Source organism: Agrobacterium sp. V1, assembly GCF_030518355.1.
GTDB lineage: Bacteria > Pseudomonadota > Alphaproteobacteria > Rhizobiales > Rhizobiaceae > Agrobacterium > Agrobacterium cucumeris.
This window is the reverse complement of sequence record NZ_JAULSF010000002.1, coordinates 960,082-975,997: the sequence shown is the minus strand read 5'-3', so window position 1 is coordinate 975,997 and position 15,916 is coordinate 960,082. Positions and strand designations below refer to the sequence as shown.

13 protein-coding genes are annotated in these 15,916 nt (G+C 60.1%); 9 read left to right on the top strand and 4 right to left on the bottom strand.

All coding sequences use genetic code 11. From position 1 onward, the window contains the following. The first annotated feature begins 28 nt into the window (after positions 1–28). The 8 genes from QSV77_RS18525 (at position 29) to QSV77_RS18490 (ending at position 9,189) form a co-directional block, all read left to right on the top strand. Positions 29–913, top strand: a complete 885-nt coding sequence (locus QSV77_RS18525; protein WP_302734598.1) for a ferric iron reductase — start codon at positions 29–31, stop codon at positions 911–913. 194 nt (positions 914–1,107) lie between these two features. Further along, entirely contained in the window at positions 1,108–3,480 is a 2,373-nt protein-coding gene (locus tag QSV77_RS18520; RefSeq protein WP_302734597.1) for a TonB-dependent receptor, read from the top strand. 54 nt (positions 3,481–3,534) lie between these two features. Then, positions 3,535–4,455: an iron-siderophore ABC transporter substrate-binding protein gene (locus QSV77_RS18515; RefSeq protein ID WP_302734596.1), complete on the top strand. Its 921-nt coding sequence runs from the start codon at positions 3,535–3,537 to the stop codon at positions 4,453–4,455. Further along, positions 4,452–5,504 carry an iron ABC transporter permease gene (locus QSV77_RS18510; RefSeq protein WP_302734595.1) on the top strand — a complete coding sequence of 351 codons (1,053 nt, stop codon included), beginning with the start codon at positions 4,452–4,454 and terminating at the stop codon, positions 5,502–5,504. Before QSV77_RS18515 ends, QSV77_RS18510 begins: the two co-directional genes overlap by 4 nt. Beyond that, positions 5,501–6,475, top strand: a complete 975-nt coding sequence (locus QSV77_RS18505) for an iron ABC transporter permease (protein WP_302734594.1) — start codon at positions 5,501–5,503, stop codon at positions 6,473–6,475. Before QSV77_RS18510 ends, QSV77_RS18505 begins: the two co-directional genes overlap by 4 nt. Beyond that, positions 6,468–7,262: an ABC transporter ATP-binding protein gene (locus QSV77_RS18500; RefSeq protein ID WP_302734593.1), complete on the top strand. Its 795-nt coding sequence runs from the start codon at positions 6,468–6,470 to the stop codon at positions 7,260–7,262. The genes QSV77_RS18505 and QSV77_RS18500 overlap by 8 nt, the downstream gene beginning before the upstream one ends. 365 nt (positions 7,263–7,627) lie before the next feature. Next, a complete protein-coding gene (locus QSV77_RS18495; protein WP_110760087.1) occupies positions 7,628–8,170 on the top strand; it encodes an RNA polymerase sigma factor in 543 nt (180 codons plus the stop codon). A 59-nt stretch (positions 8,171–8,229) separates the two neighbouring features. Beyond that, on the top strand, positions 8,230–9,189 hold the full coding sequence (locus QSV77_RS18490; protein ID WP_302734592.1) for a FecR family protein: 960 nt from the start codon (positions 8,230–8,232) through the stop codon (positions 9,187–9,189). Between the two features lie 135 nt (positions 9,190–9,324). Here the strand turns inward: QSV77_RS18490 and QSV77_RS18485 are convergent, their stop codons facing one another. Further along, a complete protein-coding gene (locus QSV77_RS18485; protein ID WP_302734591.1) occupies positions 9,325–10,659 on the bottom strand; it encodes an aspartate aminotransferase family protein in 1,335 nt (444 codons plus the stop codon). A 104-nt stretch (positions 10,660–10,763) separates the two neighbouring features. Here QSV77_RS18485 and QSV77_RS18480 point away from each other — a divergent pair, with 104 nt between their 5' ends. Then, positions 10,764–11,612 carry a LysR family transcriptional regulator gene (locus tag QSV77_RS18480; RefSeq protein ID WP_302734590.1) on the top strand — a complete coding sequence of 283 codons (849 nt, stop codon included), beginning with the start codon at positions 10,764–10,766 and terminating at the stop codon, positions 11,610–11,612. On the opposite strand, the gene QSV77_RS18475 is transcribed toward QSV77_RS18480, so the two are convergent. The 3 genes from QSV77_RS18475 to QSV77_RS18465 form a co-directional block, all read right to left on the bottom strand. Further along, positions 11,609–12,937: a solute carrier family 23 protein gene (locus QSV77_RS18475; protein WP_302734589.1), complete on the bottom strand. Its 1,329-nt coding sequence runs from the start codon at positions 12,935–12,937 to the stop codon at positions 11,609–11,611. The two genes, QSV77_RS18480 and QSV77_RS18475, sit on opposite strands and share 4 nt — an antisense overlap. Before the next feature lie 196 nt (positions 12,938–13,133). Further along, complete coding sequence (locus QSV77_RS18470) at positions 13,134–14,543, bottom strand: diguanylate cyclase (RefSeq protein ID WP_302734588.1); 1,410 nt, start codon at positions 14,541–14,543, stop codon at positions 13,134–13,136. Between the two features lie 185 nt (positions 14,544–14,728). Continuing rightward, on the bottom strand, positions 14,729–15,892 hold the full coding sequence (locus QSV77_RS18465; RefSeq protein WP_302734586.1) for an MFS transporter: 1,164 nt from the start codon (positions 15,890–15,892) through the stop codon (positions 14,729–14,731). Between the last annotated feature and the right edge of the window lie 24 nt (positions 15,893–15,916).

The window sequence follows — 15,916 nt, the reverse complement described above, 5'->3', positions numbered from 1 at the left end:
GATGCGAATCTGACGGATGCGGCAGACAATGAGACATCATGAAACTGCCGGCATCCCCGAAGCCAGCGATATTCTGACGGAAGCGACCGTTCTCCAGCAGTCCATGTGGCCCGAAGTGCCGTGCAGCACCGGCGCAATGCTTCCCGGCTGGACAACCGCTGCCGAATTGTTTTCCAGCCCTTCGGCATTGCAGGAATTCCTGGATTATGAGGGGTCGTTCGATCCCGGCGTTGACCTCAAAAGCCGCGCCGCATTTCTGATGAGCGACTATTGCTACATCTTCTTCATGGCCACAGTTCCGTTGCTGGTTGGCCGCGGCATCGTGCCTGATATGTCGCCTGATGCCTTTTCGCTGCAGTTCTATACCCATCATGGCGAGCATGATGGAGAGCCGATGACGGTGCGGCGGGCCCGCGTGAGGCTGTTGTCACCGCAGATCTTTGCGGATCGGGATGACGGGCCGCATTCGACAGTCACGGACCACGCAGGCCTCTGCGAGCATTTCAGAATGGGCGTCGAGCAACATTTCCATCCGCTGGTGGAAGCATTGGCAAAAAGAACCGGCTTTTCGAAGAATGCGCAGTGGCGGCTGGTGGGAGACGCCATCGCCGGCAGATTTCTTGACGTCGGAAGACGGTTCGGCTGTCTCGCCGATGCTCTGTCGACGGCAATGGCGATCGTCAAGGTACAGGGATCGCCGCTGAACAACCGTCAGCTGGGGTATTTTGACCTTACCCTGCATGACAGCGCATTGAAGGAACCATTCACCTACACGTTTCGCGCGCGGGGCGGATGCTGCCGGTACTATACCGTTGAGGGTGCGGAAAAGTGCCCGACCTGCGTATTGAAGTCCAGCGATGAACGGGACGCCTGTCTGCTACAGGAAATGCGCGCCCATTTCTGCCTGAAGTAGAATTATTATTTTCATAAATTTATTTCGACTTGAGAGTCCCATAGCCCCTTCCCTGTTCGTCTTCAGCATGAGTGGGCGGATTTTACCGCCTTTTGTCTGAATAGCTTATCGAGCGCGCGGGAGCGGGGGCTTCAATGGAATGCAAGGGAATTAACGCCAGAACGGCTCGAACCGGTCTGGCTGGATGGGTGGCAATGCTGCTCGCAACTTCGGTTTCTGCTCTGGCCATGCATGCGCCGGCCGCAGCGCAGGGCACCGGCCAGACAAGCGCGTCACCGCGACAGATTTCGATTGCCGCCGGGCCGCTCACCTCCGCCCTCAATCAGCTCGCCACACAAACCGGCCTGCAGATCATGTTTGACGGATCGGTTGCCAATGGCAAAAGGTCCCGTGGCGCCTCCGGCAATCTGACGCCGTCCCAGGCGCTTGACGCAGTGCTTGCCGGCACCGGCGTCCAGTCGCGTTTCGCGGGTCAAAATCAGATCGTCCTCAGCGTTGCCGCAAATAATACCGATGCTGTCGGCAGCGACGGCACGACGGTGCTGCAGGCGATCACGATTTACGGCGCCCGCAATGCCACGACGCTGGCCAGCACGTCTTCGAGCATCGGTATCGTCACCGCGCAGGAAATTGCCGATGGACAAATACACAGTTTTCGCGACAGCTTCCGGCGCATGGCGAACGTGATGGATGCCGACTGGGTGGATGGCGGCTTCATCATTCGTGGTGTCAATTCGGAAGGCCTGGTTCCCGGCGGAGCGCCGCTGGCATCGCTTTACGTCGATGGCGTTCAGCAGACGGTGCGCGGCGCACGGCGTGGCGCGCGCGGATTGTTCGACGTCGAGCAGGTCGAGATCTATCGTGGCCCGCAGTCGACCCTTTCGGGACGCGCCGCCATGGCCGGTGCAGTCTACATCAAGACCAAGGATCCGACCTTCGAGAAGGAAGCAGAGGTTTCGGCCACGATCGGCACCGGCAATCTCTACGGCACCGCATTCATGGTCAATACGCCGCTGATGGACGACCAGCTTGCCGTTCGCATCTCCGGCGAAATCCAGAGAAGCGAAAACGACATCAACTATCCGACCTTCGTGGGTTACGATCGATATAACGATTTCACGCACGATCTCTATTACCAGATCCGCGGCAAGGTGCTGTTCGAACCGGCGGAAATGCCGGAAACACGCGCCCTCTTCAGTTACTCATTCTCCCATGACGACCCCTATGTCCGCGACATTGGCGGCCCGGCAGGCGCCTCGCGCTTCCGTTTCGATGAGAAACGCGGCGATTATCAAATCCCTGCCTACATAGAATATCGCCCGACCGAAGTGCATAATGTCGGACTGGAAATCACGCATGATTTTTCAGACGAGTTGAAGCTGACCTCCCTCTCAACCTTCAGCTATTCCGACACCGACCGCTTCTCGCCCAACTATGGGACCGCGGGCGAAATCAACACCTATCATGGATACTACAAGGAATTTATCGCCTCACAGGAGCTGCGCCTCAACTATGAAGGCGACAGATGGGACTGGGTCGGCGGCGTCTATTTCTCCTATGAAGACGAGAAGAATTTCTACGACCGTACCATTCCGCTAAGCGCCACCGTCAACCGCAACCAGTTCCAGCGCAACACGCAGAAATCGTTCAATGCCGCCCTGTTCGGAGAGGCGACATATGAATTCGTTCCGACGTGGAAAATCACCCTTGGCGGACGCCTCGACTATACGGATCAGGACATAACGCAGTATCTTCTGCGGACGCAGCCGCTTGGCGGCACCCGGACGGTTCTGACGGACTATGCGGCATCCTTCCACGAAACCAACTTCGTGCCGAAAATCGGTCTGTCGAAGGAACTGACCGACACCCAGACTGTCGGGGTTACCTATTCCCAGGGGTTCCGGACAGGTGGCGCGAGCTACGATTCCTTCCGGCGCACCTCCTATACCTACGAACCCGAAACGGCCTCCACCTATGAACTCTTCTACAAGGGAACATTCCTGGACGACCGGCTGACCCTGAACTCCAACATCTTCTACACCAAATATTCGGACCAGCAGGTCCAGATGCAGCTCGATCCCACGGATGCAACGACCCGCCGCATCATCAATGCGGCATCGTCGGAAGCATGGGGCTTCGAGTTCGAGCCATCGTTCAAGGTAACCGACAATCTCGAGACCTTCGCCTCGCTCGGTTATGTCCATACCGAGTTCAAGGACTTCAACGACCTTGCCTACGGCAATCTGTCCGGCCTGCCTTTCCCGGAAGCGCCTGAGTGGTCACTCGGCCTTGGCGCCCGCTACACCTTCGATAATGGCGTCTATATCGGCGCGGACGCGAAATATACGTCGAGCTATCTGGCACGGCTGGGCAGCCTGCCGCACGACTATCTCGACAGCCGCTGGATCGTGAACCTGCAGGCCGGCTACAAGACCGAGCGGTGGGAACTCAACGCCTTCGCACAAAACCTTCTGGACGAGGAATATTTTGTCTACAACGACAATGATGTCGCCGCCACGCTCGGCGAGCGCCGCAGCGTCGGTCTGAACCTGAAGGTCAAATTCTGATCCATTTCCTGCGCGGCTTCCACGCCGCGCAGGTTTCCATTTCTGGAGTAAAGAATGATCCTGCGATCGTTTGTCATCTTGCTGATCGGGCTTTTTGCCTCCGGTGCCTCGGCGCAATGTCCGGGCAAGTCGGTTACATCAGGGGTTTATGACGCCCCCCTCTGTGTGCCGGATGCACCACGCAGGATCGTCGCGCTTGATCCGTTCTACAATCTGGGAATGGCGCTAGAGCTGGGCCTGCCGCTGGTCGGCGCGCCGCTTTTGACCGTTCAGGACCGCGATCTGAAGAAAAAGGCCGAGGAAGCCTCCGTTTCCGATATAGGCGACGCGCGTCAGCCGAGCCTGGAACGCATCGTCGCCCTGAAACCCGATCTCATCATCGGCGACGCAACGCTGCATGGCCAATCCTACCAGAACTTCGCCAAGATCGCGCCGACCGCCCTCATCGACGCAAAGGACTGGAAGGAACATTTCAGCATCCTGGCGATGATTACCGGAAAAAGCGCCGATGCGACCCGAATGCTGGCGGGCTACGAACAACGGGTCGCCGCCATCAGAACTAAGACAGGCTCCCGCACGATGTCGGTTCTGCGGGTAACGCCGAGCGGCTTTCATCTCTATCTCGACGGCCCGGCCGCCTATGCGCCCTATGCGGTTCTGCGTGATGCCGGCGTCAAGCGAAGCGCCTACGAAACGACGCAGGATAATACCGTCTTCAAGCGGCCCGAATGGGAAGACCTTGCCCTTCTCGACGGCGACATCCTCCTTTACGTCGTTGCCGCCGGATATGACGCGAACCAGGACGATGCGCTTGCCGCACGCACGACCAGCAACCCGTTCTGGCAAATGTTGCCGGCGGTCGCCTCTGGAAACGCTCACCGGGTCACACGCGAAACATGGATGGGCTTCAACGGCATCGGCTCCGCAAACCGGGTTCTCGATGACATCGAGCAATATCTGCCGGGCAAACCGTGATACCGTTTCGCAGACCGTCAGGAGCAGACACACCGATTCATTTCCGCCGTGCAGAGTTTTCCTGTGCGGCACTGCTCATTCTTGCAATCGCATGCCTACTGGTTTCTGCGGTCGTGGCCATAACGGCCGGGCCAAACCCCATGTCGCCGTCAACGGTGCTGTCTGCAATCTTCCGCTTTGACGGCTCGCGCGATCATCTCGTCGTGACATTGCTGCGCCTGCCCCGCGTTGCAGCGGCGATGATCGCCGGAGCCGGCCTTGCGGTATCAGGCGCAATCATGCAGGCGGTAACAAGAAACCCTCTCGCGTCGCCGGGTCTTCTTGGCATCAATGCCGGTGCAGCCTTCGCGGTCGTCGCCAGCCTGACGATCCTTGGCGCTTCGGGTGGCAATGCGCAGGTCTGGTATGCTTTTGCCGGTGCGGCACTCGCAGCACTGTGTGTTTTCTTCATCGGTTCCGTCGGCCGCATCGGCGCGACCCCGCTGGCGATGGTGCTGGCCGGGGCGGTGGTCGCAACATTCCTCACCTCGCTTACCACGGCAATTCTGATCTTCGACCAGACGACACTCGATGCGGTACGCCTGTGGACCGTCGGTTCCTTGAGCGGCCGGACGATGGATCAGGTCTTCACCGTCATGCCTTATTCGCTTGCCGGACTGTTCGGATCACTTGTCCTTGCCCGACATCTGACGACCTTGAGCCTTGGAACCGATGTCGCCACTGCGCTTGGCCAGAACCCGGCCCTCTGGCGCAGCCTGTCGGTCGTCATCGTCATTCTCCTGTCCGGCAGCGCCGTCGCACTTGCCGGACCGGTCGGCTTCGTCGGTCTCGTTGTGCCGCACATCGTGCGCCTGGCAATCAGCGTCGATTACCGCTGGGTCGTTCCCTTCAGCGCCGTCATCGGAGCGACCATGGTGGTCGTCGCCGATCTCGCCGGACGGATCATCCTCGCCAACCAGAGTTTTCCTGTTGGCGTCACGATGGCGCTGATTGGAGCGCCGTTTTTCCTCTGGCTGGCACGTTATCGCACGGGGGCAGATAAGCCGTGACACGCGCGATAACTGTTCTGATCATTCTCAACCTGCTGGCCGTGGTTGCTGCAATGATGTGGGGTGACCAATCGATTGCCTGGCGTGACGTTGCCAATGCGGTCATCGGCGGGGCTTCACCCGACCTGCAGATGATCGTCATCGAATTCCGGCTATCGAGGGCGATCCTGGCCCTGCTCGCGGGCGCAGGCCTTGCCGTTGCGGGGACGATTTCGCAAACCGTCATGCGCAATCCCCTGGCGGAACCCGGCGTTCTCGGCATCAATGCCGGCGCAGCGCTTTTCGCAAGCGTGGTGATCATCGTTTTTGCCGATGTTTCACCAGCCGTTCTGCCGTGGGCGGGTTTTGCGGGGGCCGTCACCATGGCGGCAGCGGTTTACGCCCTGTCCTGGAAACGCGGAACTTCCTCTCTGCGGATCATCCTTGTCGGGATCGGCCTAAGCGCGCTTGCCGGCGCGGGAACCAGCTTTCTGACCGCATTCGGCAATGTCGTTGATGTTCAGCGCGCGATGATCTGGCTTTCGGGCAGTGTCTACGGCGCCGACTGGAGCAAGGTCCAAAGTCTCCTGATCTGGCTCGCCGCTCCGCTCGCCCTGAGCTGGTTCTCCTGCCGGCAACTGGATCTAATCCGTTTCGGCGACGATGTGGCGACAGGCTTGGGACAGAGGGTCAATCTCATGCGGGCATTCCTGATATTGCTCTGCACGTTGATATCGGGAGCGACCGTCGCCATGGTCGGGCTGGTGGGTTTTGTCGGACTGATCGCCCCGCATATTGCAAGGCGGATCGCCGGCCATTCCCATCGAACCCTCATTCCCGTTGCCGCGCTGACAGGCGGTCTTCTGCTGTTGATTGCCGATATTGTCGGCCGCACCATCATCGCACCGGCGCAGCTGCCGGCCGGTATCGTCACGGCCCTGCTGGGTGCTCCATTTTTTGCCTATCTTCTGAAGGGTCGCAGGCATGTCTGAACACTATCACCTCGCGACACGAGCGCTTTCCCTTGGATATAACGGCTCCGTCATCGTTGACGACCTGAACCTCGAAATCCCGTCCGGGCGCTTCACCGTTCTCGTCGGCCAAAACGGCTGCGGCAAATCCACGATATTGCGCGCGCTTGCCGGGCTTCTCGCCCCGATGAAGGGAGAGATATTTCTCGACGAGAGGCCGACACGGAAAATGCCGTCACGGGAACGGGCAAAACAGATCGGCGTCCTCACGCAAGGGCCCCAGGCCCCGGAAGGGTTGACGGTCGCCGAGCTGGTCCGTCAGGGGCGTTATCCGCATCGCAGGCTTTTCGAACGATGGTCCAGCCGTGATGAGGATGCCTGCGCCCATGCCCTTGATCTGACCAACATGACGTCGCTCTCCGGCCGACAGGTGGAATCCCTGTCAGGCGGCCAGCGACAACGCGCATGGATCGCCATGGCGCTCGCCCAGGAAACGGACATTCTTCTTCTCGATGAACCGACGACGTTCCTCGATCTCGCCCACCAGATCGAGATACTGGATCTGATCCGGCAGCTTGTTCATGATCGGGGTCGCACCATCGTCGCGGTGCTCCATGATCTCAATCAGGCTGCCCGTTACGCCGATGAGATTGTTCTCATCAGGGATGGCAGGATATTTGACGCCGGAACGCCAAGCGCCGTCATTACCGACAGGAATGTTCTCGATGTCTTCGGCGTCAACGCCGTCATCATGCCGGATCCGCTTTCGGGAACGCCGATGTGTGTCCCCGTCCCGTCCCGCAGCTGAGGCGAGCTGCGACCTGTGGCGGCCTCGCAACATTGGTTAGCTTTTTCGTAAATTACAATCCTGCCTCACGCATCCCCACGCCTTCCTCCGCAAGGCCAAAAGATGTAATGAATCCAGACATAAACATGATAAAAAATATCCTCTTTTGTGCGGCGAAGGATTTTTTCTCGGCACAAACCGTAAATCATTGCACTTGCATCGCTTTTTACCCACCAGTAGAAATTCCTCCACGGCGATGATGGGTCAAAACTCTGCTGCCGGATGATGACTTGGGTCGGACGAAGGCCTTGGAGAGCTGCGGTTTGCGCTCCTTGTTCGCCCCTTCAGTTGTCGCAGATTGCAGCTTGCGGAGGATCAGGAAAGCGATGCGGACGTCGACGGCCAGCCTCAATGAAAGTGACGGAACCGACCTGCTGAACAGGGCGATCGTCGAGCATTACGGCGATATCATCAAGGCAGTGGGCGGACGAAGCCGGTCAGACGGGGCCGCGCGGGAAATCGTCCACGATCTCTATGTAAAACTGGCATTGCAGCCGGACGCGCTCTCCGGCAAACGGTCGATAAAAGCATTTCTGTGCCGCGCCGCATCCAATATGCGGATTGACAGGATCAGACGCGAGCAGTTCGAGTCCCGGCTTTTCTCCGGCTCCGATGAAGATGCAAGGGCAGTCGTCGCGATGGACAGCGCTCCCGATCAGGGACTGGCGGTCGAGGCGCGGCTGGCGATCCTGAAACAGGCCATTGCCGACCTGCCCGAAAAACGGCGGACGGCATTCGTGCTGCACAGGCTGCATCATCTTTCACCGGACCAGATTGCCGCAAAGTTGAAAATTTCGCGCAATATGGTCGACCGGCACCTCAGGCGCGCGCTCAGCCATTGCCTCGACCGCCTTTTCGAAATGGAGTAAACATCCCAATCCACGCAGTTCATTCGTCTACACATTGGAGAGCATAATTGGAGCGTTCCGTGCAACGTAGACGTCTGACGCGCGATCAGCGCAAGCGAAACAGAGATGCGGCCGACTGGGTCTTTCGCAACCGCGACCCCGAACAGCCCGAAACGGAGCGATCTGAGTTCCGTCGCTGGATGGAGCAGGATCCGGAAAACTGTCGGGCCTACACGGCTGCGAAGCGCATTCTCGGCGAAGCGAGAACTGCGATCCGCTCCGATGCCGGGCTTCGTGACATGCCGGTTGAGACCTCACCACGCGGGCGCAACGCGATCATCTCTTCAATCGTGGCAATCATTTCGGCCGGCGCACTCTTCATTGCCCTGGATGGCCCAATGCGTCTGAGCGCGGATGTCATGTCCGGCGCCGGCGAAATGCCGGAAGTCACGCTGGAAGATGGTTCGCGGGTCCAGTTGAACGCATCGTCGGCAATCGCACTCGATTTCACCAGCGGTCGAAGGACGGTTCGGCTCCTGCGCGGGCAGGCCTTCTTCCAGGTGGCTCCGGATGAAAAACGTCCCTTCTCCGTCAGCACCGAGGATACGCTGGTCACAGCCCTCGGCACGGCTTTCGATGTTCGCCAAAGCGCGACGGACACGCGTGTTGCCGTAACGGAACATTCCGTAAGGGTAGAGTTCAAGACTGAGGGAAGTACCCCGGTGAAAATCGCGGAAGGTGAAGAAATGCTTCACCTGAACGAGACAGGCGAAAGCACGATCCGGAAAACCGATGCCGCGACCGCTCTCGCCTGGCGTCGCGGCCAGCTCACCGTGGACAACGTGCCGCTTTCCTATGTTATCGAGGAAATACAGCGGCATTTCCGCGGGCGCATCGTCATAGGAGACGAAGCGACCGCTCGACGGGTCGTCAGCGGCACGCTCTTCGTTACCGATACGGAGGGGGCGCTGAACTTCCTGCGCACCGCACTCAAGGTTCAGACATACAAGATTGGCCCCATCATCGTCGTAACGTCCTGAGCCGATTGGCCGGGCTGCGGACTATCCGCAGCCCCGATTTTTCCGTGGGGATATCGGATGGCGTTCACTTCTGAAAGGAGTGGATCCCGCCCCGCCCGCTCGCCTGAAATCTGACGGTCAGGCGCGCATCACGGCCTATCGCACGGCCTGCGCGGATTTGATGGAATCCGCCAGAATATCCAGCCCAAGATCGATTTCGGCATCCGACACGGTCAGCGCCGGAGCGATGCGGAAAACGCCGCCCATGCCGGGCAGCTTGACGATATTCATGCTCATGCCGCGCAGCATCGCTTCCTGCATGATGCGCGCACCGAGTTCGAAACCCGGGGCCTTCGTATGCCTGTCGGCCACGACTTCCAGCCCCAGCAGCAGCCCGCGACCGCGCACGTCGCCGACGCATTCGAACCGCTGCTGCAAGGATAAAAGCCCGTCCTTCAGGCGCTTTCCGCGGGCAATCGCCTGTTCCACAAGACCGTCACGCGCAACCACGTCAAGGACCGTCACACCCACAGCCGCCGGCAGCGGATCGGACACATGCGTCGTATAGAACAGGAAGCCCCTCTCGAAGGCCTTTTGCTCCACTTCGGCGTTTGTCATCACGGCTGCGAGCGGAAGGCCGGCGCCGAGCGTCTTGGAGAGCGTCATGATGTCGGGCGTCACGCCATCGCGCTGGAAGGCGAACATGTGCCCCGTCCGGCCGACGCCGGTCTGGGCTTCGTCGAGGATGAGCAGCATGCCGCGCTCCTCGCATTTCTTCTTCAGGGCGGCGAGATAACCGAGCGGCAATTCAAGAATACCGCCGCTTGAAAGGATAGGCTCGGCAATGAAGGCGGCGAGATTGCCGGTCGACTGGCGATCGATCAGCTCGAAGGCATCGTCAAGCTCGGCCTGCCAGTCATTCGATCCATCCGGGTTGCGGAAACGTGGGCGGTAGGCATTCGGGGCCGGAATGACCAGCGAACCGGCTGTCGCCGGGCCATAGCCCCTGCGACCGGCACTATAGGTGGCAGATGCCGCAGCGCCGGTCATGCCATGCCAGCTCTGGGCAAACGCCACGACCTCATGGCCTCCGGTGACAAGCTTTGCCATGCGGATCGCCGCTTCATTGGATTCCGCCCCTGTCGTCAGCAATTGCACACGGTCGAGACCAGGCGCCAGCGCCGCTAGCCGTGCCGCAAGTTCGACGACGGGGCGCGACAACATGCCGGAGAAGAGATGCGCAACCGAGGCCATCTGCCGGTTGACGGTGGCGACAATATCCGGGTGGGTGTGGCCGATCAGGGCACTCATCTGGCCGGAGGTGAAATCGAGAATGGCGCGGTCATCCGCATCATAAACGAAACTTCCCGCGGCGCGTTCGACGATGATTTCTTCGAAGGCCGGCCCATAGCGGGTCAGGTGTTTGTTGGCGGCGGCCCAGAAGGCCGGTTCATCGTTCAGCGAAATGGCGTTTTTCGAAATGTTGTCCATGGCACGTTCCCCAAAGAGGTGATCCTGAAGAACGGTAACAGGCCCTTGCGCAGGCAGTCCAATTGATAGTATCTGAAGCAGATATTGATAATTTTGATATCTCCATGCTCGACCTTACGCTTCTCAAGAACTTCGTCATCGTCGCCCGCGCCGGCTCCATCAGCGTTGCCGCCATGCAGGTTGGGCGCACGCAATCGGCCCTCAGTACGCAGATGCAGCGGCTTGAGGAGCAGGTGGGCCACAACCTGCTGCAACGAACGGGTTCCGGGGTGCGGGTGACTGCCGCGGGAGAAAAGCTGCTTGCGCATGCCAATGCGCTGCTTGCCCGGCACGATGAAATCCTTGCGGATATGAGCGAGGCTATCCTTCAGGGGACCGTCAGCCTTGGATGTCCGGAGGATTATTCCATCGCCTTCCTGCCGGAACTGCTGCGGGGCTTCTGCGCAACCTATCCGAAAGTCGACCTGCGGATGGTCTGCGCGCCAACCATAGAGCTGCATCCGCTGCTGCGCCGCCGCCAGATCGACATGGCGCTGGTCTCACAGGCCGATCCCGATCATCCCGAGGTTCTGCGCCGGGAGAGTTTCGTCTGGGTGGCGGACAGGCCGGAACCCGACCTGCTGACCAAGGACGTGTTGCCGCTGGCGCTCTCGGCACCAGCGACATTGGATCATCGCGCGGCCTGCGATGCCATGGAAAGCGCCAATCGCCGCTACCGGGTCGCCTTTGCCAGCACCAGCCTTTCAGGCCTCATCGCCATCGCCCGCTCCGGCCACGCCATCAGCGTGCTGACGAAAACAGCCGTTCCGCCCGACCTTCATATCGTCAGCGATGGCCTGCCGCCGCTGCCGACGATCGGAATAGCCATCGCATTTTCCGATCCCCAGACATCATCGGCGGCCAAGGCGCTTGGCGATCACATTCGAGCGGTTCTTCCGGGCCTCAGTCTTTAGCGTGATTTCCCCTGGGCCGGAGCGCCAAGGCTGAGGAGATGATAAAAGACGATGGCGCCGATCGTCGCCGTGCCGATGCCATCCAGCGTGAAACCGCCGACATTGAGCTTGAAGTTGCCGGCACCCAGCACCAGCGCGATACCCACGGTGATGAGATTGCGCGGCTCGGAAAAATCGACCTTGTTCTCGACCCAGATGCGCCCGGCGGTCGCCGCGATCAGGCCGAACACCACGACGGACAGGCCGCCGATGACGGGCCCCGGTATCGTCTGGATCAGCGCGCCGAATTTTGGCGAGAAACCGAGAATGATGGCAACCAGCGCTGCGACGATGAAAACCAGCGTCGAGAAAATGCGGGTAATCGCCATGACGCCCATGTTTTCGGCATACGTCGTCATTCCGGTTCCGCCAAACGCGCCGGAAAAGATGGTGGCGATGCCATCACCGATGAAGGCGCGGCCGAGATAAGGATCGAGGTTACGGCCGGTCATCGCGCCGATCGCCTTGATATGTCCGAGATTTTCCGCCACCAGAATGACGACGACAGGCGCGATCAGTGCGATTGCCGAGGCGGAAAATACCGGCGTGGTAAATGTCGGCAGCCCAAACCAGGACGCGGCCGCAACGCCTGAAAAATCCACGGACTTGCCGAGACCGAAGCCGTTGGCCAGCACCAGATAGGCGATATAGGCGATGGCGCCACCGAGAAGGATGGGCAGGCGTCGCGCCATGCCGGGCGCATAGACCGCGATTGCACCGACGGATGTGACGGTCAAAATCGCAATCCAGCGCGACAGCTGGTCGCCATCGGGATTGCCGGGGCCGGTGCCGGAGGCGCTGGCTATGGCAATCGGCGCAAGCACCAGACCGATCGCCGCAACGATGGCACCGGTCAGGACCGGCGGCATCAGCCGTTCGATCCAGTTGTGGCCGGCAATCATGACGATAACGCCGATCAGGGCATAAAGCACGCCCGCGGCAATGATGCCGCCAAGCGCAAGCGCGATATTCGGGCTCGCCGCACCGGCTGCGGCACCGGTTGCCACCAGCACGGGACCGATGAAAGCGAAAGACGAACCGAGATAGCTCGGCACGCGGCCACCGACGGCGATGAAGAAGATCAGCGTCGAGATGCCGGAAAACAGGATGGAGACGTTCGGATCGAACCCCATGATCAGCGGCGCAAGCACCGTGGAGCCGAACATGGCGACAACATGCTGCAAACCGAGAACCGCGGTCTGCCCGGCGGGCAACCGCTCATCCGGCATGATGCGCCCTTCGGTTTTCAGTCGCCAGCGCGGAAAATAGCCACCTGTATCGCTCATCGTCGTCTGTCCCCCAGAAAGCGGCCGGCGCGATTTGGCGAACGTCCCCGTTGCAGATCGCAGCCGCATAAAAGATTTGTCTTTATGTGATATGCGACCGTCGTTCCGGGCCGAATCGGTGGCGGCGCATCCTGTCTTCGGTAGCGCGATTGCCGGCTGCTGTCATCGGGCATCAAGGGGTTACCCACCCCTCAGTTCAGCCAAACCGGCGAACGGGTTCAATCTCACAGATCGATGTCATCACCTTGCCGCGCCCTTCACCCTTGGCGCGGTAAAGCGCTTCGTCAGCGCAGCGGAAGGCCTCGTCGCAGGACGTTTCCGCCCCGATGACGCTGCTCAACCCGAAGGACGCACCGATAATCATCATGCTGTCATCGACAACATAGGGCTCGGAGAGAAGCAGGCACAGCTGCCGGCAGCGCATCTCGGCTTCGGCAAGGGAAATGGCGGGCATCAGCACGGCAAACTCGTCCCCGCCCAAGCGGAACACCACGTCGCGGTCCTGACAGGCAGCGCGAAGGCGGGTGGCAACCGCCTTGAGCAAGGCATCCCCGGCAGCGTGTCCGTGGCTGTCATTGATCGCCTTGAAACCGTCGAGATCAAGACAGGCGACAGTCAGGTCTCCCTGCTGCGACAACCTTGAGAATTCGGATGCGACGAGCGACCTGTTGGCCAGCCCGGTGAGAAAATCATGGGTGGCAGCGTGCCGCATCTGTTTTTCGGTCTCGACAAGCGAATGAACCGCACGGCGGGAAATCCGCACCGCGAAGATGCCACCGGCTATGAGCACGACAAGAACCGTGACGGCAAGCGGCATGGACTGACGGAGCAGATCCCGCGCCGGGGTCAGCGGCTGCCAGGACAGCGCCTGTGCCTGCCCATTCGGCCCCATGGCGATTTCCACCCTTGCGCGGTCTGCCGGAACGCTGCTGGCCGGCCCGACGGAAGCATCGTCCAGAAGGAAGCGGTTTCCGAGAAATTCCTGCAGGCTGCCGCCGATGGGGATTGCGGAGATGAGCACCGGCGCCTTTTCACCCCGGGGTGTCGCCGTCCTGAAGTCCGACTGGAAGAGGCTGGCTGTCAAAAGGACGGCATCATCACCGATCACTTCGATCTTGCTGAAGGCGATCGGCTGCGGAATGCCCTCCGGCCTTTCGCCACGTTCCTTTTCGCGCACGGCATCCACAAGCGAATGCGCGTCCTGCGTAACCACATCCGCGCCGCGGGCAAAAAACGGGCGATACAACACCTCGTCATCCGTCTTCGAATAGATCAGATCGCCGTCGCCGTTGAGAATGCTGACGAAACGCGTACGCGACGTGCCGATGAGCGACCGTCCGATATTGCGATCGGTCCACTCAAGGTCGAACAGATTGTCTATCTTGGCGATGGATTCATCCCAGATCGTCCATGCGGTCAGCGCAAACTCCACTTCGGAAATCCATATGGAGATATTGCGTCCCACCAGGGTTTCCTGCCGCGCGCGAAGCTCCGCATCGAGACGCGCAACACCATAATAGGGAATGGCCGCCAGCCCTGCCAGCAATATGGCGATAAGCACTGCAGCCGGTCCGGCAAGCCTGAGTTGGGTGAAACGCATCGTCATCTATGGTCCGATTATTTGTCGGATGTCATTTTCGACACGGCACGTTTCACCGCGGTTACCACAATGGGAATTTCAAGCGGGTCGGTTAACACTTGGTTCCCGACACTGGCGGGCGCTTTCGGCGGGAACGAGGCTTGTCGCCTCCACGGCGATGCGTAGCCGGTCGTGATCGACGTCCCACGCCATTACTCAGCCACAGCTTGCCGCACCCTCATATTGTTCAGCTGCAACAAAACCGCGAATGCTGCCGTGCTCATGATCCCGAGCACCGCAAACACCGCCTGCGGGCCGATACCGCCCATCAACGCCGCCAGAACCGGGGGAGCTAGGGCATTGATAAGGTTCATCGGCAGTGCGATGGTAGCCATCGCGGCCGCGTAGTCGGATTTTTCAAAAAACACCAGCGGCATGGTTGCCCGCGCCACCGCGAAAGCCCCGCTACCGACGCCGAACAACATGAGATAACCACCCACGGCGAGAAACCCCGCTCCTCCGAGCCATATCGCAACAAGGCCCACGGGGATCATCGCACCCGATACGACCGCAGTGGACAATCCGTCCCATCTTCGCCCGCCCACGAGATCGATGACGCGACCGCCAACCTTGAAAACACCAAGCAGCGAGGCGACAGCGACAGCGCTTGCAAGTTCCATTCCCATCGCCTGCAAAAGCTGTATGCCAATGGCATCAATGCCAAAGGTGACAAAGCTGTTCAGTGCGATGGCAGCGACCAGGAACATGAAGACCCGTCCCTTTTTCCGGTTGCCATGACCCGCTGCCGCAGGAGCCGCTTGATGTGTAGCCGGCAAACCGAACAATACCAGCGGGCAGACAACCATGGTCATGGTGCCGGCATAAACGAAGACAACACCGCGCCACCCCAACCCATGGTCGAGGAACGTGGTGACTGGCCAGAAGATGCTGCCGGCGAGGCCGGTCACCAGCATAAGTGTCCCAATCAGGCTGCGTGCCTGATCCTCGGCATATTCGGCAATATAGGCATAAGCGGAGGTTGTGAGGAACATCGCCCCCGCAAGCCCTGTCAGAGCCCAGCTCATCCAGAACATCGTGAGGTTCACAGACAAGCCAAGCAGGGAGAGGCCTAATCCCATGAGGCCGGCGCCGGCCGCCATGACCCGACGTGCCCCAAACCGGCGGAACGCCCGACCGACCCACGGCGCGGCAAGTCCCATAGCCCCGAACATGACGGAGGTTCCAACAAAAACCGATGGAAGGGAGGTCGCAAACTCCGCCGCGACCGGACCGGCAAGCACCGGCAGGATTCCCACCGAACCCCAGCCGGTAATCTGGGTAAGGGCAATGAGGAGAAGAACATATTGGCGGCGCATCAATGACGCTTAAGGCCGAAGCGT

Coding starts and splice junctions, on each gene's coding strand:
- QSV77_RS18475 (WP_302734589.1), bottom strand. CDS start 12,937: ATGAGCGATACAGGTGGCTATTTTCCGCGCTGGCGACTGAAAACCGAA.
- QSV77_RS18520 (WP_302734597.1), top strand. CDS start 1,108: ATGCTGCTCGCAACTTCGGTTTCTGCTCTGGCCATGCATGCGCCGGCC.
- QSV77_RS18465 (WP_302734586.1), bottom strand. CDS start 15,892: ATGCGCCGCCAATATGTTCTTCTCCTCATTGCCCTTACCCAGATTACC.
- QSV77_RS18500 (WP_302734593.1), top strand. CDS start 6,468: ATGTCTGAACACTATCACCTCGCGACACGAGCGCTTTCCCTTGGATAT.
- QSV77_RS18485 (WP_302734591.1), bottom strand. CDS start 10,659: ATGGACAACATTTCGAAAAACGCCATTTCGCTGAACGATGAACCGGCC.
- QSV77_RS18495 (WP_110760087.1), top strand. CDS start 7,628: ATGCGGACGTCGACGGCCAGCCTCAATGAAAGTGACGGAACCGACCTG.
- QSV77_RS18515 (WP_302734596.1), top strand. CDS start 3,535: ATGATCCTGCGATCGTTTGTCATCTTGCTGATCGGGCTTTTTGCCTCC.
- QSV77_RS18525 (WP_302734598.1), top strand. CDS start 29: ATGAGACATCATGAAACTGCCGGCATCCCCGAAGCCAGCGATATTCTG.
- QSV77_RS18470 (WP_302734588.1), bottom strand. CDS start 14,543: ATGACGATGCGTTTCACCCAACTCAGGCTTGCCGGACCGGCTGCAGTG.
- QSV77_RS18480 (WP_302734590.1), top strand. CDS start 10,764: ATGCTCGACCTTACGCTTCTCAAGAACTTCGTCATCGTCGCCCGCGCC.